The 25,053-nt window shown below is 30.2% G+C and carries 21 protein-coding genes; 2 read left to right on the forward strand and 19 right to left on the reverse strand.

Annotated elements, in window-relative coordinates; translation table 11 throughout:
- From C7U54_RS10135 to pflB, 7 genes are all read right to left on the reverse strand, one after another.
- Window positions 1-945: an ABC transporter permease gene (locus tag C7U54_RS10135; RefSeq protein WP_107030229.1), complete on the reverse strand. Its 945-nt coding sequence runs from the start codon at window positions 943-945 to the stop codon at window positions 1-3.
- A gap of 88 nt (window positions 946-1,033) precedes the next feature.
- Window positions 1,034-2,653 (reverse strand): peptide ABC transporter substrate-binding protein, encoded by a 1,620-nt coding sequence (locus C7U54_RS10140; RefSeq protein ID WP_107030230.1) that lies wholly within the window; start codon window positions 2,651-2,653, stop codon window positions 1,034-1,036.
- A gap of 305 nt (window positions 2,654-2,958) precedes the next feature.
- A complete protein-coding gene (locus C7U54_RS10145; RefSeq protein WP_107030231.1) occupies window positions 2,959-4,581 on the reverse strand; it encodes a peptide ABC transporter substrate-binding protein in 1,623 nt (540 codons plus the stop codon).
- A gap of 214 nt (window positions 4,582-4,795) precedes the next feature.
- Window positions 4,796-6,316 (reverse strand): peptide ABC transporter substrate-binding protein, encoded by a 1,521-nt coding sequence (locus C7U54_RS10150; protein ID WP_107030232.1) that lies wholly within the window; start codon window positions 6,314-6,316, stop codon window positions 4,796-4,798.
- 225 nt (window positions 6,317-6,541) lie between these two features.
- Window positions 6,542-7,417, reverse strand: coding sequence for an ROK family protein (locus C7U54_RS10155; RefSeq protein ID WP_022002483.1), 876 nt, complete (start codon window positions 7,415-7,417; stop codon window positions 6,542-6,544).
- Window positions 7,418-7,548: 131 nt separating this feature from the next.
- A complete protein-coding gene (gene pflA, locus C7U54_RS10160) occupies window positions 7,549-8,304 on the reverse strand; it encodes a pyruvate formate-lyase-activating protein (protein ID WP_022002484.1) in 756 nt (251 codons plus the stop codon).
- 62 nt (window positions 8,305-8,366) lie between these two features.
- Window positions 8,367-10,631: a formate C-acetyltransferase gene (pflB, locus tag C7U54_RS10165; protein ID WP_107030233.1), complete on the reverse strand. Its 2,265-nt coding sequence runs from the start codon at window positions 10,629-10,631 to the stop codon at window positions 8,367-8,369.
- 236 nt (window positions 10,632-10,867) lie between these two features.
- Between pflB and C7U54_RS10170 the strand changes: the two genes are divergently transcribed.
- The gene (locus C7U54_RS10170; protein WP_052010826.1) at window positions 10,868-11,557 is read left to right on the forward strand and encodes a BglG family transcription antiterminator; all 690 of its coding nucleotides are present in this window, start codon (window positions 10,868-10,870) and stop codon (window positions 11,555-11,557) included.
- Window positions 11,558-11,582: 25 nt separating this feature from the next.
- Here the strand turns inward: C7U54_RS10170 and C7U54_RS10175 are convergent, their stop codons facing one another.
- From C7U54_RS10175 to C7U54_RS10215, 9 genes are all read right to left on the reverse strand, one after another.
- A complete protein-coding gene (locus C7U54_RS10175) occupies window positions 11,583-14,069 on the reverse strand; it encodes an excinuclease ABC subunit UvrA (protein ID WP_107030234.1) in 2,487 nt (828 codons plus the stop codon).
- Between the two features lie 142 nt (window positions 14,070-14,211).
- Window positions 14,212-14,853 carry a deoxyribose-phosphate aldolase gene (gene deoC, locus C7U54_RS10180; RefSeq protein ID WP_022002489.1) on the reverse strand — a complete coding sequence of 214 codons (642 nt, stop codon included), beginning with the start codon at window positions 14,851-14,853 and terminating at the stop codon, window positions 14,212-14,214.
- Window positions 14,831-16,297 (reverse strand): UDP-N-acetylmuramoyl-L-alanyl-D-glutamate--2,6-diaminopimelate ligase, encoded by a 1,467-nt coding sequence (locus C7U54_RS10185; protein ID WP_107030235.1) that lies wholly within the window; start codon window positions 16,295-16,297, stop codon window positions 14,831-14,833. Before C7U54_RS10185 ends, deoC begins: the two co-directional genes overlap by 23 nt.
- Window positions 16,297-17,577 carry a tRNA (N(6)-L-threonylcarbamoyladenosine(37)-C(2))-methylthiotransferase MtaB gene (gene mtaB, locus C7U54_RS10190; protein WP_022002491.1) on the reverse strand — a complete coding sequence of 427 codons (1,281 nt, stop codon included), beginning with the start codon at window positions 17,575-17,577 and terminating at the stop codon, window positions 16,297-16,299. The genes C7U54_RS10185 and mtaB overlap by 1 nt, the downstream gene beginning before the upstream one ends.
- An 8-nt stretch (window positions 17,578-17,585) precedes the next feature.
- Window positions 17,586-18,338 carry a hypothetical protein gene (locus tag C7U54_RS10195; RefSeq protein WP_022002492.1) on the reverse strand — a complete coding sequence of 251 codons (753 nt, stop codon included), beginning with the start codon at window positions 18,336-18,338 and terminating at the stop codon, window positions 17,586-17,588.
- The gene (locus C7U54_RS10200; protein ID WP_022002493.1) at window positions 18,335-19,075 is read right to left on the reverse strand and encodes an RsmE family RNA methyltransferase; all 741 of its coding nucleotides are present in this window, start codon (window positions 19,073-19,075) and stop codon (window positions 18,335-18,337) included. The genes C7U54_RS10195 and C7U54_RS10200 overlap by 4 nt, the downstream gene beginning before the upstream one ends.
- A gap of 182 nt (window positions 19,076-19,257) precedes the next feature.
- Window positions 19,258-21,825 carry an ATP-dependent chaperone ClpB gene (clpB, locus tag C7U54_RS10205; protein WP_107030236.1) on the reverse strand — a complete coding sequence of 856 codons (2,568 nt, stop codon included), beginning with the start codon at window positions 21,823-21,825 and terminating at the stop codon, window positions 19,258-19,260.
- 130 nt (window positions 21,826-21,955) lie between these two features.
- The gene (locus tag C7U54_RS15570) at window positions 21,956-22,153 is read right to left on the reverse strand and encodes a DUF4351 domain-containing protein (protein WP_107030252.1); all 198 of its coding nucleotides are present in this window, start codon (window positions 22,151-22,153) and stop codon (window positions 21,956-21,958) included.
- Entirely contained in the window at window positions 22,102-22,302 is a 201-nt protein-coding gene (locus C7U54_RS10215) for a hypothetical protein (RefSeq protein ID WP_146137628.1), read from the reverse strand. The genes C7U54_RS15570 and C7U54_RS10215 overlap by 52 nt, the downstream gene beginning before the upstream one ends.
- Before the next feature lie 298 nt (window positions 22,303-22,600).
- Between C7U54_RS10215 and C7U54_RS10220 the strand changes: the two genes are divergently transcribed.
- On the forward strand, window positions 22,601-23,764 hold the full coding sequence (locus tag C7U54_RS10220) for an FprA family A-type flavoprotein (protein ID WP_107030238.1): 1,164 nt from the start codon (window positions 22,601-22,603) through the stop codon (window positions 23,762-23,764).
- A gap of 23 nt (window positions 23,765-23,787) precedes the next feature.
- Here C7U54_RS10220 and C7U54_RS10225 read toward each other — a convergent pair whose 3' ends face one another.
- From C7U54_RS10225 to C7U54_RS10235, 3 genes are read right to left on the reverse strand one after another with little or no spacing between them, the layout of a single operon-like run.
- Complete coding sequence (locus C7U54_RS10225; RefSeq protein ID WP_107030239.1) at window positions 23,788-24,201, reverse strand: peptide deformylase; 414 nt, start codon at window positions 24,199-24,201, stop codon at window positions 23,788-23,790.
- 2 nt (window positions 24,202-24,203) lie between these two features.
- A complete protein-coding gene (locus C7U54_RS10230; protein WP_107030240.1) occupies window positions 24,204-24,725 on the reverse strand; it encodes a nitroreductase family protein in 522 nt (173 codons plus the stop codon).
- Window positions 24,725-25,012, reverse strand: a complete 288-nt coding sequence (locus C7U54_RS10235; RefSeq protein ID WP_032089782.1) for a putative quinol monooxygenase — start codon at window positions 25,010-25,012, stop codon at window positions 24,725-24,727. Before C7U54_RS10235 ends, C7U54_RS10230 begins: the two co-directional genes overlap by 1 nt.
- Window positions 25,013-25,053: the final 41 nt, after the last annotated feature.

A 25,053-nucleotide genomic window follows, 5' to 3' on the forward strand; every position in this document is an offset into this window, starting at 1 on the left:
TTAATCATCCTTTCCTAATCTAATTCTTGGATCAATAATTCCATAAGAAATATCAATAATTAACATCATGAAAATGTACATTGCAGCATATAAGAATGAACAAGCTAAAATGATGTTGTAATCATTTGATAAAATACTATTAATTAATAATTTACCTAATCCAGGAACAGAACAAATCTTTTCAACAACCATAGTACCTGTCATTAAGTTAACTAAGATAGGTCCTAAAATTGTAATAACTGGAATTAAAGCATTACGTAAAGCATGTTTGAAAATTAAAGTTTTACGATCTAATCCTTTTGCTTTAGCAAGCGTCATATATTCACTTGTTAAAACTGATACCATTTCAGTACGAGTAAAACGTGCAACGTTTGCAATAACACCAACAGATAAAGCTAAAATTGGCATAATTGAAGAACGTACAGCATTTGAAGAACTGTATGAAGTTGGTAATAAACGTAATTTAGATGCAAATAATAATAAAATTAACATTGCAAATACGAATGATGGGATTGAAACCCCAATTACTGAGATTACTGTAGCAATTGTATCCCAAATTGTATTTTTATGTAATGCAGCAAATACCCCTAAGAACATACCAATAACTGTTCCAATAATAACTGCACATAAACCATAAATCATAGATAATTTTGCAGCACTTCCTACTAAAGAAGATACTTGCATATCTTTGTATAAGTTAAATGATACCCCGAAATCCCCTGTTAACATATTTTGAATATAACGTACGAATTGAACCGGAATTGGTTGATCCAATCCATATTGTGCTTCAATAGCAGCTCTGGCTGAAACACTTAATTTTTCATTGTTAATTGGAGAACCTGGTAAAAATTTAACCATTAAAAATAATACCATTAAAATAACGAATAAAGTAATTAACGAAATAACTAAACGTTTTCCGATATATTTTAAGGTTGAATTACTCATCTTTTTTCCTCCTTTATTTATTTAAAAAAGAAACACAATACAGAATACTATATTGTGTTGTCTTCTCTATGTTCTTTTTTAGATTGAACTATTTTGATACATATTCGAATGTATATGGAACACCAACTGGTTTAATACCTAAGTTTTTAACTTTTGTATTTTGTAAAGTAGCAGTTCCTTTTTCGAATACTGGGATGTAACATAAATCATCCATCATAATTTTTTCTGCATCGATCATTAATTGCCAACGAGCATTAGCATCAGTTTCACTGCTAACTTTTCCCATGATTGAATCATACTCAGCATTTGACCAATGACCATAGTTGTTATTGTTGTCAGTTAAAGCTAATGTTAAGTAAGTTGTAGGATCACCATAGTCAGGTCCCCAACGAGTTACTGATAAATCGAAATCTCCTTTCTTTTGTTTATTGTAGATACGATCTTGTTTAGTAGTAGCAACCATTTCAATTTTTAATCCTTTTAAGCTAGAGAAAGCGTTTTGTAAATAAGTTGCAAATACATCCATTGGAGATTCATCTGTACCATAAGTTAATCTTAAAGTAATTTCAGATTTTCCTAATTCTTTTAATCCTTCATCTAAAGCAGCTTGTGCAGCTTTTTTGTTATATGAAGTATATGTTGCAGCTTCATCACGGAAATCTTTTCCTTCTGGAGAAATTGATAATCCTGAAGGTACGAAACCTTTAGCAGCTTGTGAACCGTCTTTTAATACGTTTTCACATAAATCTTTTCTGTTGATAGCTAATGATAAAGCTTTTCTTACATTTAAGTTAGCTAAATCAGCATTTTCTAAGTTTGGTTGAACGTAGAATAAGAATCCTTCAGAAATATTTTTGAATGATTCATCTTTTTTGTATTTATCAACTAAGTCAGAGTTGATAATAGCGAAATCAGTTTCACCTGCTTCAAAAGCTTGAGCAGCAACTTTTGGTTCTTGAACTAATTTCATCACTAATTTGTCGATTTTTACATCTTTAGCAGCATAGAATTTATCATTTTTTTCGAATTCAGCTACTGAACCTGGTTCCCATTTTGTCATAGTGAAAGCACCGTTACCTAAAATAGAATCAGCACTCTTACCATATTTATCACCTTGTTTTTCACAGAATTTTTGGTTAATTGGATAGAAACATGGGAATGACATTAATTCATCAAAGAACGAAACTCTTGTAGTTGTAGTAATTTCTAACGTTTTGTCGTCTACAGCTTTTACCCCTAATTTGTTTAAGTCTTCATCAGTTAAATCTTGTTCTGCATCGATTTTATCTGATAATTCTTGAGCACCTGCGATGCTAGCAATACCATCGCAGAACATGTAATAGTAGTTTCCTTTCTTTTTGAAAATTCTTTGCCATGCATAAACGAAATCGTTTGCTGTCACAGCATCACCATTAGACCATTTAGCATCTCTTAATTTATAAGTGTGTGTTAAACCGTCTTCTGAAACTTCTGAAGATTTAGCAATACCATATGTAGTAGTACCATCTTTAGCAGGTTTCATTAGCCCATCAATAATTGCATGTAATGCAGTAAATGAGCATCCGTCATCGGCATCTGATGAGTCTAAATTTTTGATATCTAATTCACTTGAATAAGTGTAAGTAGATGAATCATCACTAGATCCCCCACACCCAGCAAGAGTTAGAGCCATCATAGCACAAAGTACCATAGATAATAATTTTTTCATTTTTTCTCTTCCCTTCTATAAATCGCCTTTGTATACACTAATACATATACAATAAAAATTTATGCTTTAATATTAGTACAATGCGTTATAGAAGTCAACAAAAAAGACGAACTTTGTATACAAAATTGTATTATTGTTTATACAAAAAATATATTTTTCAATCTACATTCAAAAATAAAATAGAGCAATTGTTTTTTTTACATTTCATTTTGGTGTTTATATTAATTGGAAGACAACATAATTTTTTATTCTTTTTTAAGAAGAAACACAATACCGAAATATTGTGTTTCTGTTGATTTTATCGACTATTTTGATACATATTGGAATGTATATGGAACACCTACAGGTCTAATTACTAAACCTTTTACATCTTTATTTTGTAAAGTTGCAGTACCTTTTTCAAATACTGGGATGTAACATAAATCATCCATCATAATTTTTTCTGCATCAATCATTTCTTGCCAACGAGTATTAGCATCAGATTCATTAGCAACTTTATCCATTAATGCATCTAATTCACTGTTTGTATATTTACCGTAGTTGTTACCATTAGTAGAAATACCCATTGTTAAGTAAGTTGTAGGATCACCATAGTCAGGTCCCCAACGAGTTGTAGCTAAGTCATAATCACCATTTTTTTGTTTGTTGTAGATACGATCTTGTTTAGTAGTAGCTACCATTTCTACTTTAATACCATCTAATTTACTTAAAGCGTTTTGTAAATAAGTTGCAAATACATCCATTGGAGATTCATCTGTCCCATAAGTTAATCTTAAAGTAATTTCAGATTTTCCTAATTCTTTTAATCCTTCATCTAAAGCAGCTTGTGCAGCTTTTTTGTCATATGAAGTATATGTTGCAGCTTCATCACGGAAATCTTTTCCTTCTGGAGAAATTGATAATCCTGAAGGTACGAAACCTTTAGCAGCTTGTGAACCGTCTTTTAAAACATTTTCACATAAGTCTTTTCTGTTGATTGCTAGTGAGATTGCTTTTCTTACATTTAAGTTAGCTAAATCACTATTTTGGAAGTTTACTGAAATATAGAATAAGTAACCTTCATTAATTTGTTTGAATGAATCATCTTTTTTGTATTTATCAACTAAGTCTGAGTTGATTGGAGCAAAATCAGTTTCACCAGCTTCGAATGCTTGAGCAGCAACTTTTGGATCTTGAACTAATTTCATTACTAATTTGTCAATTTTAACTGTTTTAGCATCATAATATTTATCATTTTTTTCAAATTCAGCTACTGAACCTGGTTCCCAGTTTGTCATAGTGAAAGCACCATTTCCTAAAATAGTTTTAGCACTCTTACCATATTTATCACCTTGTTTTTCACAGAACTTTTCATTAATTGGATAGAAACATGGGAATGACATTAATTCATCAAAGAATGAAACACGAGTAGTTGTAGTAACTTCTAATGTTTTATCATCGATAGCTTTAACACCCATTGCATCTAAATCTGCATCTGTAATATCTTCTTCATTGTCAATTTTATCTGACATTTCTTGTGCCCCTACAATACTTGCAATACCATCACAGAACATGTAGTAATATTGACCTTTCTTTTGGAAGATTCTATGCCAAGCATAAACGAAATCATTTGCAGTAACAGGATCACCGTTAGCCCATTTTGCATCTTTTCTGATTTTGTAAGTATGAGTTAACCCGTCATCTGAAACTTCAGAAGATGAAGCAACACCATTTACGACATTACCTTTCTTATCTGTTTTCATAAGCCCATCAATAACAGCATGCATTGCTGTAAATGAGCATCCGTCATCGGCATCTGATGAATCTAAGTTTTTGATATCTAATTCACTTGAGAAAGTGTAAGTAGATGAATCTCCTCCTGATCCCCCACAACCAGCAAGAGTTAGAGCCATCATAGCACAAAGCACCATTGATAATAGTTTTTTCATATTCTCTCTTCCCTTCTTAAATTATCTTTTGTGCAATAAATCGACATATTGTATACAATCTATCGATTTATTAACATCATCATAGTTTATATAGGTTTAAAAGTCAATAGTTTTTTGTATATTTGTATACAATGTATTTAATTTATTAATGTTATATTTTTTTCAATACATAATAAAAACATAACACATTTTACTGTATTATGTTTTCTTAAAATTATTCTGTTTTTTCTACATATTCAAAAGAAATTATACGACATGGTTTAATCACAAGATTTTTTACCTTCATATTTTGTAAAGTAGCAGCTCCTTTTTCAAAAACAGGAATACACGCATAATCATCTAATAATATCTTTTCTGCATTCTTCATTTCTTGCCAGCGCTTTTCAACATCTGATTCAACACCGACTTGATTTACAAGTTGATCATACTCACTATTTGCCCACTTGCCATAGTTATTACTATTCGTTGATAAAGCAATTGTTAGATATGTTGTTGGATCTCCATAATCCGGTCCCCAACGTGTTACAGCTAAATCAAAATCACCATTTTTTTGTTTGTTGTAGATACGATCTTGTTTAGTAGTAGCTACCATTTCTACTTTAATACCATCTAATTTACTTAAAGCATTTTGTAAATAAGTTGCAAATACATCCATTGGTGATTTATCTGTACCATAAGTAATTCTTAATGTAATTTCAGATTTTCCTAATTCTTTTAACCCTTCATTCAACAAATCTTGAGCTTGCGCCTTATCATAAAACGTAAAATCACCAGAATCTTTTCTAAAATCTACACCACATGGGCTTGTAGCTAAGCCTGAAGGAATAAATCCTTTAACAACTTGTGAACCATCTTTTAAAACATTTTCACATAAATATTTTCTATTAATAGCATATGAAATGGCTTTTCTTACATTTAAATTTGCAAGATCTTCATTTTTAAAATTTATTGAGATATAAAATAAAAAACCATCATAAACTTGTTTAAAAGAGTCATATTCTTTATATTTATCAACTAAATCAGAATTAATTGGCGCATAATCTGTTTCACCTGCTTCAAAAGCTTGTGCAGCTACTTTAGGTTCTTGGACAAGTTTCATCACAAGTCTTTGAAGTTTTACATGTTTTTGATCATAATAGTTTTCATTTTTTTTAAATTCAGCTACTGATCCAGGTTCCAAATTAATCATCTTAAAAGCTCCATTACCTAAAATTGTTTTAGCACTTTTACCATATTTACTTCCTTGTTTTTCAGCAAATTTTTCATTAATTGGATAGAATGGTGGAAAAGCAAGCAATTCATCTAAAAACGAAACGCGTACTGTTGTTTTTACTTCTAATGTATAACCATCCAATGCTTTTACACCCATAGAATTTAAATCATCATCTGTAAGTTCTTCACCAGCGTCAATTTTATCTGATAATTCTTGTGCACCTTGAATGCTTGCTATACCATCTGCAAACATATAATAATAACTGCCTTTTTTCTTAAAGATTCTTTGCCATGCATAAACAAAATCATGAGCTGTTACAAGATCACCATTATCCCATCTTACATCTTTTCTAAGTTTATAAGTATGAACTAATCCATCTTCTGAAACTTCTTCACTTTTCGCAATACCATACGTAATATTTCCTTTTTTATCTGTTTTCATCAACCCATCAATAACAGCATGGATAGCACGCAATGGACATTGATCATCAGCATCTGATGAATCTAAGTTTTTGATATCCAATTCACTTGAATACGTATAAGTCGAAATGTCATCTCCACTTGATCCACCACATCATGTTAATGTTAAAACCATTAAACAATATAAAAAAATGAAAGTATTTTTTCATATTTCCTTTCTCCTTTTTTATCTTTTCCTTCAACCATATCCCATTTTCACACACCGTCAACAAAATTATGTATCCGCTTCCATTTTTTATTAAAAAAAGAAGTAGATTTCTCTACTTCATTATTTTACTACACTCATGGCAAGAGCTAAAGCTCCAACAACCCCTGCATTATCCCCTAATCCTGGATAAACGATATAATCTTTAATTTTATCAGTAGTCACTTCTTCTTTTTGAATATAACCATTTAAGAATTCTTGAGTATATTTATGAATCATTGGGAAAAGTTGTTTTTGATGCATAACACCACCACCAAGAATAATTTTCTTAGGTGAAAGAGTTAAAATATAATTTGCCATCGCTTGTCCAATATAATAAGCTTCTAAATCCCATGCTGGATGATCTTCTGGAAGTTCACTTCCTTTTACTCCCCATCTTGCTTCAATAGCAGGACCAGCAGCTAAACCTTCAAAACATGTTCCATGATATGGACATTTACCTGAATATGTGTCATCTTCTCTTACAATCATTTTCATATGTCCCATTTCTGGATGAAGTAACCCGTGTACAAGTTTACCACCAACAACGGCTCCTCCACCAATTCCTGTTCCAATTGTAAGATAAAGGGCACTGTCTAATCCTTTTGCCACACCAAATGTTGCTTCGCCTAAAGCAGCCCCATTGACATCTGTATCAAAAGCCATAGGAATATCATATCTTTCTTTTAAAGCACCCATAATATTATAATTGTTCCATCCTGGTTTAGGTGTTGTTGTAATATAACCATAAGTTGGACTTGTAAGATCTGGATCAATCGGTCCAAAGCTTCCTACACCTAATGCTTCAATTTCTTTTCCATCAAAGAATTTAAAAACATTTTCCATTGTTTTTTCAGGTGCTTCTGTAGGAAATGATTCTCTTTCTAAAACTTCTCCTTTTTCATTTCCAATACAAACTACAAATTTAGTTCCACCTGCTTCAATTGCTCCTAATTTCATTATTATAATCTCCTTTTTTTCCTTTACTCTTATTTTAAACAACTCTAATTATAAAGTAAATATGCAATTATAAATTGAAAAAGAGTTACATGATTTAGATGATAAATCTAAATTCATGAACTCTTTTTTCATTAATTATCTAAATAACGTGTATAACGATCTACATGTAATAATCTTTTTGCATTTTCTACACGTTCTTTAACTGGAGGTTTAATTCCTTCTAATTGATATGGAATATTCAATTCCTCCCATTTAAATACACCTAAAGTATGATAAGGAAGAATTTCAACACGATAAACATTTGAAAGTGTAGAAATAAAATGATCTAATTCAATTAAATCTTCATCATAGTCACTTCTTTCAGGAACAAGAACATGTCTAATCCAAATTGGTTTATCAATTTCAGATAAATATCTTGCCATATCAAGAATATTTTCATTACTTCTTCCTGTTAAAAGCTGATGTCTTTCATTATTAATTTCTTTAATATCTACAAGTAATAAATCTGTATACTCCATAAGTTCATTAAACTTAGAAAAGAAAGGTTCTTCTCTCGTGAAACATCCTCCACTGGTATCAATACACGTATTAATTCCTTCTTTTTTAGCAAGTTTAAATAACTCTAAAACAAAATCGATTTGAGCTAAAGGTTCTCCACCACTAATCGTAATGCCCCCTTTTTTACCCCAATATGTTTTGTATTTCATTGCTTGTTGAAGCGCTTTTTCAGGAGTATATTCTTCGTATTTCTTTGAACCCCATGTATCAGGATTATGACAAAATTGACATCTTAAAGGACATCCATGTAAGAAATAAATATAACGTACTCCTGGACCATCGACTGATCCAAAGCTTTCTATTGAATGAATTCTACCAATTGTTTCCATTTTTCCTCCGTAACAAAACAACCTCATAAGAGGTTGTTTTCATTATTTGATTAAGTTATTGATTACATATGTTCATGACAAGTTCTTGCGATAACGTCTAATTGTTGTTCACGAGTTAAGTCAATGAATTTAACAGCATATCCAGATACACGAATTGTGAAGTTTGCATATTCTTCTTTTTCTGGATGTTCCATAGCATCAATTAATTTTTCAGTTCCAAATACGTTAACATTTAAGTGATGAGCACCTTGTTCAAAATATCCATCCATAACTTGTACTAAGTTATTAACTCTTTCACCTTCATCATGTCCTAAAGCATCTGGGTTGATTGTTTGAGTATTAGAAATACCATCTAATGCCCATTCATATGGTAATTTAGCAACTGAGTTTAATGAAGCTAATAAACCATTTTGTTCTGCACCATAAGATGGGTTAGCACCTGGTGATAATGGTTCACCTGCTTTACGTCCATCAGGTAATGAACCTGTAGCTTTACCATAAACAACGTTTGAAGTGATTGTTAAGATAGAAGTTGTTGGTTCTGAATCTCTATAAGTATGATGTTTTTTGATTTTAGCTAAGAATTCACCTAATAACCATACAGCGATATCATCAGCACGATCATCATCGTTACCATATCTTGGGAAGTCACCTTCAACTTCATAATCTACTACGATACCATCTTCATCTCTGATTGTTTTAACTTTAGCATATTTGATTGCGCTTAATGAATCTACTACATGTGAGAATCCAGCAATACCAGTTGCGAAAGTACGTTTTAGATCAGTATCAATTAATGACATTTGTGCAGCTTCATAATAATATTTATCATGCATATATTGAATTAAGTTTAATGTATTAACATAAAGATCTGCTAACCATTCCATCATTTGGTCATAACGTTCCATAACTTCATCATAGTCTAAGTATTCAGAAGTAATTGGACGATATTTTGGAGCCACTTGATCTTTAGTTTTTTCATCAATACCACCATTGATAGCATATGTTAAACATTTAGCTAAGTTAGCACGTGCACCAAAGAATTGCATTTCTTTACCAGTTTGAGTAGCTGATACACAACAACAAATTGAGTAATCATCTCCCCATACAGGACGCATTACATCATCATTTTCATATTGGATTGAGCTAGTATCTACTGAGATTTTAGCAGCAAAACGTTTGAAGTTTTCTGGTAATGCTTTTGTATATAATACAGTTAAGTTTGGTTCTGGTGAAGGACCCATATTTTCTAATGTGTGTAAGAAACGGAAACAGTTTTTAGTAACCATTGAACGTCCATCAGTTCCTAAACCTGCAACTTCAAGTGTAGCCCATACTGGGTCACCAGAGAATAATTGGTTGTAAGAAGGAATACGAGCAAATTTAACCATTCTACATTTCATAACGAAATGGTCTACTAATTCTTGTGCTTCTTCTTCTGTTAATGTTCCGTTAGCTAAATCTCTTTCTACATAGATATCTAAGAAAGTAGAAATACGTCCAACTGACATTGCAGCACCATTTTGAGTTTTGATTGCAGCTAAATATCCAAAGTATAACCATTGGAATGCTTCATGAGCATTTTTAGCTGGTTTAGAAATGTCATATCCGTAGATAGCAGCCATTTCTTTCATACCTTTTAATGCTTTTACTTGTTCAGCAATTTCTTCTCTTTTACGAATAATGTCTTCAGTCATTGATCCACTACCACAATGATTGAAATCATTTACTTTTTGTTCAATTAAGAAATCAACACCATATAAAGCAACACGACGATAGTCACCAACAATACGTCCACGTCCGTATGTATCAGGTAAACCTGTAATTACTTTATTATGACGAGCTTTTTTAATTTCTGGTGTATAAACATCAAATACTGCTTGGTTATGTGTTTTATGATATTTTGTGAAAATTTCATGTAATTTTTCATCTGGTTCATATCCATAAGTTGCAGCAGCTTGTTCTGCCATTTTGATACCACCATAAGGCATGAAAGCTCTTTTTAAAGGTTTGTCAGTTTGTAAACCAACAACTTTTTCTAAATCTTTCATTTCTTCATCGATATATCCAGGACCATAAGCAGTAAGTCCACTTACTACTTTAGTTTCACATTCTAATACTCCACCTTTAGCTCTTTCTTCTTTTTGTAATTTTTGAAGTTTTCCCCAAAGTTTATTAGTAGCATCTGTAGGACCAGCTAAAAATGATTCATCTCCATCATAAGGTTTATAGTTATCTTGAATGAATTGACGAGTGTTTACTTCTTCTTTCCAAAGTCTTCCTTTAAATCCGTTCCATTCTTCATTGAATTTATCTGTTAAAGCCATTTTGTTTATTTCCTCCTAAATCAAAATTCCTTCATAATTATAGCACTTACATTTTGCATAGACAACAAAAACTTAAAGAAAATGATGAGCGCTTACATAATTACTTTACAAGTTTAGTATAACAGGAATCATTCCTAAAATCCAATCATATGCTCTTATAAATAATATTTATTTTTTCCTAGCTTTTCTAATTGATTTAGTATATAGTTTACGTAGACATTTTAGGAGGCTTTTTTATGACATTAACAAACCAAGCTTTATCAAGCGCTGCTGATAAAGATTTAGAATTATCAAAACAAGTATGTCGCGAAGCAGTAAATGAAGTAATTGAGAAAAATCATTTAACATTATCTCCACAATTTACGCAAAATCTCGTTGTACATCTTGCAATTGCAATACTTAGAATCAAAACAAACAATTACATTCCTTTAAGTCAAGGACAAATCACATCATATAAAGCAAACACTAACTATGATTCAGCAGTTGAAATTTGTAATATTCTTAGTAAAAAATTTGATATTGAATTTCCAGAATCAGAATTAGCACTTATTTCAATGTACCTATCTAAAAATAACGTATTAGATGTTGAATTTAATGCTGGTGTTAATTTATTAGATGATGAAATTATTGATGTTCTACAAAACACTTTAGATTCTTTATTTAAACAAAAAGGTATAGATTTAAGAAATAATGAAAAATTACTTGTTTCTTTAGGATTACATTTAACACCTGCACTTGATCGATTATTAGATGATAGTCAAATCGAAAATCCTTTAACTGCAAAGATTAAAGAAAGACATCCTAAAGAATTTGCAATGGCAGAAATCTTAAATGACGCTATTGAATCTATTTATCATAAAAGATTTACTGAAGATGAAGTGGCATATTTTGCATTACACTTTATTGTTTCAGCAAGACAAAAATAGAAGTTCACATTGAACTTCTATTTTTTTATAAATATTTACCTGTAATACTCTTTATATTATTTTTTATTTCTTCAACACTACCAGTAGCTACAATCATTCCACCATCTCGACCACCACCTGGCCCCATATCAATTATATAATCCGCATTTTTCATCACATCACGATCATGTTCAATGACGACGACTGTCGCACCTTGATCTACAAGTGATTGAAAAACTTTAACTAATATTTGAACATCTAAAGGATGTAATCCAATCGTAGGTTCATCAAAGATAAAAATTGAATCATTTTGAGACTTACTCATTTCACTTGCAAGTTTTAAACGTTGTGCCTCTCCACCAGATAAACTTGGTGTTTCCTCACCCAATGTCAAATATCCTAAACCTAAGTTTTCTAATACTTCCAGTTTTCGATAAACACCTTTTAAATCTTGACAAGCTTCTTTAGCAAAACTCACATCCATTTCCATCAATTCAGGTAAAGAATACTCTTTCTCTTTTGACGTTTTATATTTAATAAAATAACTTTCTTTATTATATCTAGAACCATGACAATCAGGACAAGTCACCTGAACATCTGGCAAGAATTGTACATCCAAACTTAATGTCCCTGTTCCATCACAAGTTGGACATCTAAGCTTTCCTGTATTATAAGAAAAATCTCCTGCTTTATACCCCTTAGACTTAGCGCTTTCTGTTTTGGCAAATCTTTTTCTAAGTTCATCATGAACATTAATATAAGTAGCAACAGTCGAACGAATATTAATACCAATAGGTGAAGCATCAATCAGTTTAATATGTTCTATTCCTTCCATTTGAACATCTTTAATATGATCAGGTAATGATGAGTCATTGATTTTAGTTTGAATCGCTGGTAACAAGCTTTCTAGAATCATCGTTGTTTTTCCAGAACCTGACACTCCTGTAACAACCGTTAATTTTCCTTTAGGAATATCTACTTCTAAAGGATGGACTGTATGTATTTGATTTGTTGAAAGATGAATTTTTCCAAATTCAAATAGTTGTTCAATTGGAGATATTGGACGCATTTTTTCATCATAATGATTTGTAAGGAATGGCCCAATCATTGACTTTTTATCATTTTTAATTTGTTCTATTGTTCCTTCCGTAAAAACATAACCTCCATTTTTTCCTGCTTCTGGTCCCATTTCAATGAGCCAATTCGCTTCTTTAATAATTTCAGTATCATGATCTACTAATAAAATAGAATTTCCATCATGAATTAAATCATTCATGACTCCTATAAGTCCATAAATATTAGAAGGATGTAATCCAATAGAAGGTTCATCTAAAACATAGAGAATACCTGTTGTACGATTTCTTACTGCTCTAGCAAGTTGCATACGTTGTCTTTCTCCTGTTGAAAGTGTAGAAGCAGCTCTATCTAAAGAAAGATAGCCCAATCCTAAATCTAACAGCCTTTTAGAAACATCTAAAAACGAATCACAGATTTCACGAGCCATTGGCTTCATTTCATCAGGCATTGAATCTGGAATACCTCTTACCCATTCTACTAAATCATTTAATGGCATTTGACAAGCTTTATCTAAACCAATTCCTCTAATCAAAGGTTTTCTTGCTTCTTTTGATAAACGTGTTCCCTGACATTCTGGACAAATTTCTTCTTTTAAAAACTTTTCAACTCTTTTCATTCCTTTATCATCTTTAACTTTTGATAAAGCATTTTCTACTGTATAAGTTGCATTAAAATAAGTAAAATCCATTTCTCCTGCATGATCTGTATTTTTAGCCTTATAAAAAATATGTTTCTTTTCCGCCGGTCCATAATAAACAATATTTTTTTCTTCATCAGTTAATTGATTAAAAGGCACATCTGTTCTTACTCCCATAGCACGACAAACATCTGTCATCAAAGTCCACATTAATGAGTTCCATGGAACGACTGCTCCTTCATCTATGGTAAGTGTTTTATCAGGAACAAGCGAATCAATATCAACAGTTCTAACAATTCCTGTTCCACCACATTTAAGACAAGCTCCTTGACTATTAAAAGCTAACTCTTCAGCACTTGGTGCATGTATTTTTTCTTTACAAATTGGACAGATGATTTCTTTTTCAGACGCCACATTTAAAGTTGGTTCAATATAATGGCCATTTTTACAACAATGCTTAGCAAGACGTGAATACATGAGTCTTAAACTATTTAAAAGTTCTGTCCCTGTTCCAAACGTACTACGAATACCTGGAACAGCTGGTCGTTGGTGAAGTGCTAAAGCCGCAGGAACATAAAGAACTTCATCTACTTGTGCCTTCGTAGCACTCGTCATACGCCTTCTTGTATAAGTTGATAAAGATTCTAAGTATCTTCTTGAACCCTCACTATAAAGAACACCCATGGCTAGTGATGATTTTCCTGACCCTGAAACACCTGTAATAGCAACTATTTGATTTAATGGTATATCAACATTGATATTTTTTAAGTTATGTACTTTTGCACCTCTTACTTTTATTTTCTTTGGTGTATTTCCCATATAATCCCTCATTTCTTCTTTAGTTATATATTATTTTTGGAATAAAAAAGTAAATGATATTCATTTCGAATACCATTTACATATTTTTCATTTTATACCTATATTTTGTAAATAACATTAAAAAATTAAAATTACATCCAACTTATTTTTTAACTAAAGAACATCCTGCACTTGTTCCAATACGATCAGCTCCAGCAGCAACGATTTTCACCATATCTTCAGGTGTTCTAACACCACCTGCAGCTTTTACTTTTGCTTTTCCATGAACAGCTTCTTTCATGATTCTAACATCTTCAATTGTAGCCCCTCTTGTTGAAAAACCAGTACTTGTTTTTACATAATCAGCTTTTGCTTCTACGCATAATTCACATGCTTTTTTAATTTCATCTTCTGTAAGTAAACAAGTTTCTAAAATAACTTTTACTAATGTTCCATTAGCAGCTTCAACTACCGCTTTAACATCATCTCTTACTAAATCATAATTTTTATCTTTTAAAGCTCCGATATTCATTACCATATCAATTTCATCAGCCCCATTAGCAATCGCATCTTTTGTTTCAAATGCTTTCACTGCACTTGTATTAGCTCCTAATGGAAAACCAATAACTGTACATACGTTGACATCACTATCTTTTAGATAGTCTGCACAATAAGCAACATGGCATGGATTAATACAAACACTTGCAAAACCATATTCCATTGCTTCATCACAAATTCTTTTAACTGTTTCTAAAGGTGTATCTGCTTTTAAAACAGTATGATCAATCATTTTGTTGTAGTTCATTTTCTCCTTCTCCTTCGTATACTCTTTTAATAGCTTTTAATGCTATCGCTTTATCTCCTTCATACTCTCTTTGACCAACTTCTAAGGCAATAAATTTTTCATGACCTTTTCCTAATAATAAAACAACATCTCCTGGACTTGCCTGTTCAATAGCTTGTTCTACAGCCACTGCACGATTAGGAATGATAATACTTGGAATATCTGTAATTTCACTTTGGATTTCTTTACAAATTTCCTCAATATTTTCTCCTCGATCATCTAATTCAGTCAAAATCACATGATCTAAATATCTATTGGCCAATGCTCCTATTTTCTTTCTTCTTGCCATATGTCTTTTACTTGGTGCTCCTAAAACAGCAATAATATTTCCTCTAGAAACACGATCTGCAAATTTAAAAACATTTTCAAAATCTTTTGTATGACAACAATAATCGACAATAATCGTAATTTTATGTTTATTAGGAATAAGCTCCATTCTTCCATTAACTGGTTTTAAATCACTAATGGCTTCAATGATCATGCGATCATCAAATCCTAAACCAACAAGTACTCCTACCGTTGCTAGAACATTATAAATATTAAAATCAGCAATTGTTGGACAAACAATATGATATAGATTCCCTTTTAATGAAAGATCAAATTCACTATGATCAATATAAAGTTCTATATTTTTAGCCATAATTTCACTTTCATTTTTAATACCATAAGTCATAATTCTTGCTTTCGTAGCTGCTTTAAATTCAGCAAAAACTTCTTCATCTTTATTTAAAACAGCAATCGAATTTGTAGATAACATTGAAAATAATTTTTTCTTACTTTCAATATATTGTCTTCTAGTTCCATGAAAATCTAAATGTTCATCAGAAATATTTGTTAAAACAGCAATATTAAAATCGACTGCATCAATTCTTTTAAGTGCCAAACCATGACTACTTGCTTCCATGGCAACAACCTTAACACCACGTCTTGCCATATCAAACAATTTCTTTTGTACATATAAAGTTTCTGGTGTCGTATAAGGGCACTGTTCTTCTACCCCATCATACTCTAAAGAAATTGTTCCCATGTAAGCTGCTTTACAATAATGGTCCATCACACTTTTAACCATTGAAGCAACAACTGTTTTACCACTTGTTCCAGTCACTCCAACAACACGCATTTTCTTACTTGGATAATCATAGAATACATTAGAAACTCTATTTAATTCATCTAAAGCATCTGCTACCTTAATATAAATAATGCCTGGTTGTTTTTCTATATCCTTGCTATGAACAATAACTTTTGCTCCTTGAAAAATAGCATCATCTACATACCGATGTCCATCTACACTCAATCCTTCAATACAAAAGAATATAGAATAGGGTTTTACATATCTTGAATCACTATGAATTGAATATATTTTCATATCATTATCAATATCAAACAACTCATTTAATCGTTTCATTATACCACTCTTCCAATTAACATTTCATCATATGAATCAATTATAACATTCTTCAATTGTCCTATCAATTGTTCATCACTTTGTACTTTTATAAGTAAATAATTATCTCCATGTCCCACATAATATCCATGATCTTCTTTTTCAAAAAGAACTCTTAAAGTTTTACCAATTTGAGATTTTGCATAATTTTCATTTAATTCATGAGAAAGTGCAATCAAACGATTAACTCTTTCATGTTTAATTTTTTCATCAACTTGTACCATGCGAGCTGCAGGTGTTCCTTTACGCATAGAATAAGGGAAAACATGAAGTTGTGTATATCCTACTTTTTTAATAAATTCATAAGTTTTTTCAAACTCTTCTTCGCTTTCTCCAGGAAAACCAACAATGACATCTGTTGTAAAAACAATATCAGGAATCAATCTTCTAATTTTTGATAATTTTTCATAATATTGTTCACAATTATATTTTCTATTCATACGTTTAAGTGTTTCATCGCATCCAGCTTGAAGCGGTACATGTAAATGATCCACAATAATTTTAGATTTTGAAATTAAATCAATAATATCATCAGTAATTTGACTTGTTTCAATAGAAGAAATACGAAGTCTCTTTAATCCTTCTATTTTTGTTAAATCTACTAATAAATCATAAAAACTATAATTTTCTAAATCTTCACCATATCCTGCTGTATGAATCCCTGTTAAAACAATTTCTACATATCCTTTAGCTACTAATTCCTTTGCTTGTTTAATAACACTTTCTGGTTTTCTAGATCGCACTCTTCCTCTAGCATAAGGAATAATACAGTATGTACAAAAATTATTACATCCATCTTGAATCTTTAAATAAGCTCTTGTATGTAAAAAACGATCAATATTTAAATCTTCAAATTTTCTTAATTGTTTAACTTCAGAAACTTTCACAATTCTTTCATGTGTTTGTTGATACTTTTCTACTAAATCAACAATTTCATTTCTAAATTGTGTCCCTAAAATGATACTTACACCTTCAATTGCTTCAATATCTTGAGGTGCTACTTGACTATAACATCCAACAACACAAACGGTTGCTTGAGGATTTTTACGAATTGCTTTGCGTATCATTTGACGAGATTTACTATCTCCTGTATTTGTGACAGTACATGTATTAACAACATAAACATCTGCCACTTCTTTAAAATCAACTTCTTCATATCCTGCTTCTTCAAACATATTTAACATTGCTTGAGATTCATAGGAATTAACTTTACATCCTAATGTATGGAATGCAACTTTCATTCTTTCACCTACTTTAATTTTTTCATAATTTTTTTATGTACTTTATCACTTAAATAATTTAATTCATGTAATTGATTTATAAATTGTTGAGGTTGTTTATAATAAGTCATAACTTCTCTTATATCATCTAAAGATGTATTTCCTTGGAAATATTTATCAACTATTGGAAAACTATCTACTAAACCATATTCTTTCTTATCAAAAATATAGATTTTCTTTAAACCATCATAATAATAATATTCATAATTTTCATCTTCAGCTATTCCTTTTAAAGAAGAAAAAGCAGAACGTAATACTTTTAAACCATAAAGTTGATAAGGAATTTCTATATTTCTTTGATAATTTTTAACATACAATTGATGTTGTTTTAATGTTAATAACATATAATTATTTAAATATCTTTCATTTATAAAAGGTTCTAAATAAGGAATTAAAATAATTTGTTGATCAGCTTTCATGAGTTTTAAATTTTTTAACGTTTCACTAATAATACTATTAAACATTTTTTGTTTTTCTTCATAATTTAAATATTGAATAGCATCTTGTGTCTCATAAACAAATTTCTTATATTCCCCTTCTATTTTTGTCTTATTATAAATACCATTTAAAATCACTTCATATTTAAACATTTCTTCTTCATTTGTCATTTTAAAAGCAAAACCATCTTCAAGAAAAGTATCTTTTTGTCCTTCAATAAGACGAAACAAATCACATTTTTTTAATTTTAACTCTACCCCATATTTCTTTAATAATTTAATCATTTTGTAAGCTCCCTTGAATAACCAATGACGCTCATTAAATAAAGTGGTGCTGTTTCACTTCTTAAAATACGGTTACCTAATGAACAACATTTAACACCCATCTCATTTAATTCTTGAATTTCACTTTCATCAAAGCCACCTTCACAACCAACAATAATCAATAATTGATCTCCTGCTTTTAATTGTTGTAAAGTATGAAATAATTCACCATGTTCATGTTGTTTAGCAGTTTCTTCATAAGCCACTAAATTATAATCTTTTAAATAGGGTTTTAATTCTTTAATTGTTTTTACTTCTTCTATTGAAGGTATTCTATTTCTTCCTGATTGTTCACTTGCTTCTTTTAATATTTTTTGATAGCGGGGCAGTTTTTTATTGAATTTGTCTTTAGTAAGTTTAACAACACATCTTTTAGAACTTAATGGAATAATGTGATGAACTCCTAACTCACAAGCTTTTTGTAAAACAAATTCAAATTTATCTCCTTTAGGTAAAGCATAAACAAGTGTAACTTCTACATCTAATTCATTATTAATATCTAATTTTTCAATTGGTAAAATTGTACCTTCTTGAACATTTTCAATTGAACATAAATATTGAATATGTTTTAAGTCTACACAAATAATTTGATCACCATTTTTATTACGCATTACTTTTTCTATATGATGTTGATCACTACTTTCTATTTTGAAAGATTTATTTAATTCGATATTTTCATTTATAAAATATTTTTGCATCGTCTTTCACCCCAACATATTCTAGCATAATATTTCCCCAAGAAAAAACAATTTTACATTTTTATTTATATTCCTACAATTTCAAAAAGAAAAGTACGATTTCTCGTACTTAATTAGTTATTATTTTCTTTCTAAATACAAAATAGTTTTATAAAAAAAGAAGTAGCTTTTATACTACTTCCTTATTGAGCTTTTAAAACAAATCCATCTTGATAATCAACTTCTACATGTTGTCCTTGATGAACTGTTCCTTTAATAATTTCTTTAGCAAGTTTTGTTTCAATTTGAGATTGAATAAATCTCTTTAATGGTCTTGCTCCATAGATTGGATCAAATCCTTCTTCTTGAATCATTTGATAAGCTTGATCAGTTAAAGAAATTGTAATCTTTTTATCTTGTAAACGATGAACTAATTGACCAATAAATTTATCAATGATTTTTCTTACTACAGAACCATCTAATGAATTGAACATAACAATTTCATCAATACGATTTAAAAATTCTGGTTTAAAGTGCACTTTTAATTCTTCTTTTACAAGTTTTCTGTTTTCTTCATTATTACCTTCTAATAAATATTGAGAACCAATATTACTTGTCATAATAATAATTGTATTTTTAAAGCTCACTGTATTTCCTTTACTATCTGTAATACGACCATCGTCTAAAACTTGAAGTAGGATATTAAATACATCTGGATGTGCTTTTTCAATTTCATCCAATAATACAATACTATAAGGATGACGTCTTACTGCTTCTGTTAATTGTCCTCCTTCTTCATAACCTACATATCCTGGTGGAGCACCTACTAAACGTGAGACACTAAATTTTTCCATATATTCAGACATATCAATACGTACAATATTCTTTTCAGTGTCAAATAATTGTTCAGCCAATGCTTTAGCCACTTCTGTTTTACCAACCCCAGTTGGACCTAAGAATAAGAAGGAACCAATTGGTTTTTCTTCATCATTGATACCAGCACGACTACGTAAGATAGCATCTGTTACTTTAGTGATTGCATCATCTTGACCAATAACACGTACTTTTAATGTATCATCTAAGGCTAAAAGTTTTTCTCTTTCAGAAGCCATTAATTTATTCATTGGAATACCTGTCCATCTTGAAATAACTTCTGAGACATTATCAACAGTTACTTTTTCTTGAAGTAAAGCATCATCCGATTCTTTTGCTTCAAGATCAGCAATTTCTTTGGTGATTTTTGGAATATCACCATATTGAAGTTTAGAAGCTTCTTGTAAATTACCTTCTTGCATATATTTATCTTGTAAAGCTACAAGTTTATTTTTTTGATTCTTTAATTCTTTAATATGATCTAATGAAGACTTTTCTTCTTTCCATTTTGCTTTTAATGCTGTTTCTTGTTCAGTTAAAGAAGCAATACGTTCTTTAATATCATTTAAACGTTTTACATTATCTTCATTACTATCTTCTTTTTCAATAGAAATTCTTTCCATTTCTAATCGATTCTTTTCACGTGTAATACCATCTAATTCTTCTGGTAAAGAATCAATTTCCATACGAATAGAAGCACAAGCTTCATCAATTAAATCAATTGCTTTATCTGGTAAGAAACGATCGGTAATATATCTTTGTGATAAATTAACAGCACCAATAATAGCACTATCATTGATTTTAACCCCATGATGTCTTTCAAAAGAATCTTTTAAACCACGTAAGATAGCAATACTATCATCAATTGTTGGTTCATCAACTTGTACCTTTTGGAAACGTCTTTCAAGAGCCGCATCTTTTTCAATATATTGTCTATATTCATCTAGGGTTGTTGCTCCAATACAATGAAGTTCACCACGAGCTAACATTGGTTTTAATAAGTTAGCGGCATCCATCGCACCATCTGTTTTACCAGCACCTACTAATTGATGGATTTCATCAATAAATAAGATGATATTTCCATTTGCTTTTTTAATTTCACCTAAAACAGCTTTCAATCTTTCTTCAAATTCACCACGATATTTAGCACCTGCTACAAGTGAACCTAAGTCAAGTTCATATAAAGTTTTATTTTGTAAAGAAATTGGTACATCATTTTTATAAATACGCCATGCCAATCCTTCAACGATGGCTGTTTTACCAACACCTGGTTCACCAATTAAAATTGGATTATTTTTTGTTTTACGTGACAAGATTTGAATCACACGACGAATTTCATCATCACGCCCAATAACTGGATCTAATTTTCCATTTTCCACATCTTTTGTTAAGTCACGTCCATATTTTTCTAATACTTCATAAGTATTTTCTGGATTTGGATTATCTACCATATGATCACCCCGCATTTCTAAAATTACCTTTTTTGTATCCTTTTTATTCATACCTTCTTGGTTCAATAAATCTTTGATCCAATTTTCATTTATTTCAAATAATGCCATAATGACATGTTCTACTGACATATATTCATCTTTAAACGATGTCATTTGATTATTTGCTTTTGCAAGTAAATCATTTAAGCTATAGCTTATTCTCATGCTATTGACATCAATATTTTCAAGTGTCGGCTTTTGTTGAAACCTTTGTTCTAATACTTGAATGAAATGATTTTTATCTTTATTTAGCTTAGATAACACCCTTGGAAAAATACCACTACTATCATTCAATAAAACATACAATACATGTTCAATGTCAATTACTTGATGCTTATAACTTAATGCTAATTGACTTGCTTTTTGAATTGCCTCTTGCATCTTGGCTGTAAATTTTTCGATATCCATGTTATCACTCTCCTTTAGCACTCCTTTATCCCTAGTGCTAATTTTATTATATTCATATTTTTAGCACTGTCAACACTAAAGTGCTAAAAAATAAAATTTATTATAAAAAAAGTGAAACATGATTTCCCTTTTAATGAAGTAATTTCATAACATCTTCTTCACTATTAATATTAAGAATATTAACTGCTAATTCATCTAATTGTTCAATGCTTATATTTGATAATTGTTCTTCTAGAATTTTTGATAAACTTCCTAGTTTTACTTTTAAAAGTGTTTCTAAAGTACTAAGTTTTCCAGTCTCAAAATACCGACTTTTAATGTTTCTAATGCTTGCACAAGCGTACTAATAAATGTACTTTCATCAACGTCAAGAGGTAAAGCATTTTTCGCAAATTCACATTCTATAAGATAACTAGCTTGTTTAAAGATTTCATCTGTTTTTTCAATTCCAAAATTCTTAAATAAAACATCATTCATACAATATTCTAACAATCAATAAACAAGTACAAGCATTTCTTCTCCTAAATGTTCTCTTCCTTTTTTAATATTTCCTAATTTCTTCAATTCAAATTTATAATGGCTTTCAGGAGATACTTCAAATATATTTTTCATACTTATCCTCCAAACATCTAAATATATATATTTATTTTTATTGTATCATTATAATTTCAAATTACAATTTGTAAGAATTGATATGATAAAAATTAACATAATCAATAATTTATATCTTGTTCCTTTATATTAGTGATATAATACATAAAAAAGGAGGATTTTTATGAATAATATAACAATAAGTGAATCTATTAAATATATTGGGGTTGATGATACAACACTTGATCTTTTTGAAAGTCAATATATTGTACCTCATGGGGTTAGTTATAACTCTTATCTTATTTTAGATGAAAAGATTGCAGTTATGGATACAGTTGATGCAAGAAAGACAAAAGAATGGTTTGATAATTTAGATAAGGAATTAAAGGAACGTGTTCCTGATTATTTGATTGTTTCTCATTTAGAGCCTGATCATTCCGCAAATATTCAATTATTTACAGAAAAGTATAAAGAAGCAAAACTTGTTTTAAGTGCCAAAGCAAAAGCGATGCTTCCTCAATTTTTTAATATTGAAGGATTAGATGAAAGATGTATTGTGGTTAAAGAAGGAGAAGAATTAGATTTAGGAAATCATCATTTAAAATTCATCATGGCGCCAATGGTTCATTGGCCAGAAGTCATGGTAGAATATGAAACAACTGAAAAAGTGTTATTTTCAGCAGACGGCTTTGGTAAATTTGGGGCTTTATCACATGATGAAGATTGGGCTTGTGAAGCAAGACGTTATTATTTTAATATTGTTGGTAAATATGGTGCTCCTGTACAAGCTTTATTAAAAAAAGCCAGCACTTTAGATATTAAAATGATTTGTCCTTTACATGGTCCTATTTTAAAAGATAATTTAGGATATTATATTGATAAATACCAAATTTGGAGTAGTTATCAAAGTGAAGATGAAGGGGTTTTAGTGGCAAGTGCTTCTATCCATGGAAATACCAAAGAAGTGGCTTTAAAAGTAGTTGATTTATTAAAAGAAAAAGGTGTTAAAGTTGCCTTCACTGATCTTACAAGAGATGACATGGCTGAAGCAGTTGAAGATGCTTTTAGATATTCTAAAATGATTTTAGCCGGAGCTACTTATGATGGTGGTGTTTTTAGTCCAATGGAAGATTTCTTACATAGATTACAACATAAAGGATATCAAAATAAAACTGTTGGACTTATTGAAAATGGTTCTTGGGCTCCTCTTGCAAATAAAGTGATGAAAGAAATGCTTACTCCAATGAAAAATGTTACTATTTGTGAAAATACGGTCACAATTAAATCTACTTATAAAGATGAAAATCAAGAGGCAATTAATCAACTTGTTGAAGAAATATGTCATTAAAAAAATCAGCTATTGCTGATTTTTTATATGATTTTTCCTTCAAAATGATCAAGCTCATGTTGAATGATTTGAGCTGTATACCCTTTAAACGTTCTAATTTTCTTTTTAAAATTTTGATCTAAATAACTTACTTTGATACTTTCATATCTTTGTGTCTTTCTTACACCTTGTAATGATAGACAACCTTCTTCTGTTTGATACGTTTTTCCATTTATTTTTAAAATAACAGGATTAATTAAAATAAGATATTTATTTTGATCTAAAACAACCATCATTGTTTTTAAATATCCAATCATATTCGCTGCCATACCAACACATTGTTCTTTGTAAGCTTGAATTGTTTCTAATAATTCATTGGCGATATATAAATCCTCTTTTGTACATGACTTTGATTTTTGTTTTAAAAAGAATTCATCTTTAATAATTTCTTTAACCATTTTTACCACTTATTATAATGAACAACAGATTCATCATAATATTCTTCTTTCTCTTTAATTTCATCTAGAGGATAACCAAAAGCAATAATTGAATGAGGAATTTGATCATTTGGTAAATCAAACAATTTACTTTGGGCAAAAACACGATCCATTTGTGGCCATGTACCAAGCCAAACACTTCCAATACCTAAAGACCAAGCTGCTAAAATCATATTTTGTCCAGCAATAGAACCATCTACAGCAAAATAATCTTTAGAGAATTTAAATGCTTTTGAGTAATCTCCACAAATTAAAATAGCAAAAGCACATTCAAGTAATGGTTTCGCTGGTACACCATTCGCTTCATACATTTGTTTTAAAACTTCTTGATCATCAATTACAATAAATGACCAATCTTTTGAATTAACACATGTTGGCCCTGACATTCCTGCTTTTAAGATTGTTTTGATGTCTTTTTCATCTACTTTTTGATTTTTAAATTGTCGAACACTTTTTCTTGTAAAAATTGTTTCTAATGTATTCATTATTGCACCTCTTTATATTTAATTGCTCTTGAAGGTTTTGAAGCAAAGCTTTTGATTTGAGGAACAATTGTTGTAAAGTGTTTTGTTTGATTATGTTCATCAATTGCTTCTTGGTTTTGCCATTCTTCAATAAAAGTAAAATGACTATCATCATTAATATCTTGATAAAGATGATAAGAGATATTTCCTTTTTCTTCTCTACTTAAAATAATAAGTTCTTTTGTAAGTTTTAAAAATTCTTCTTGATATTCTTCTTTAATATAATTTTCTGCAACAATTTTAATCATAGTATGCCTCCATTAGTTGATATATCAACAGTATAATAAAA

The sequence above is a fragment of the Faecalibacillus intestinalis genome (assembly GCF_003024685.1).
Taxonomy (GTDB): domain Bacteria; phylum Bacillota_I; class Bacilli_A; order Erysipelotrichales; family Coprobacillaceae; genus Faecalibacillus; species Faecalibacillus intestinalis.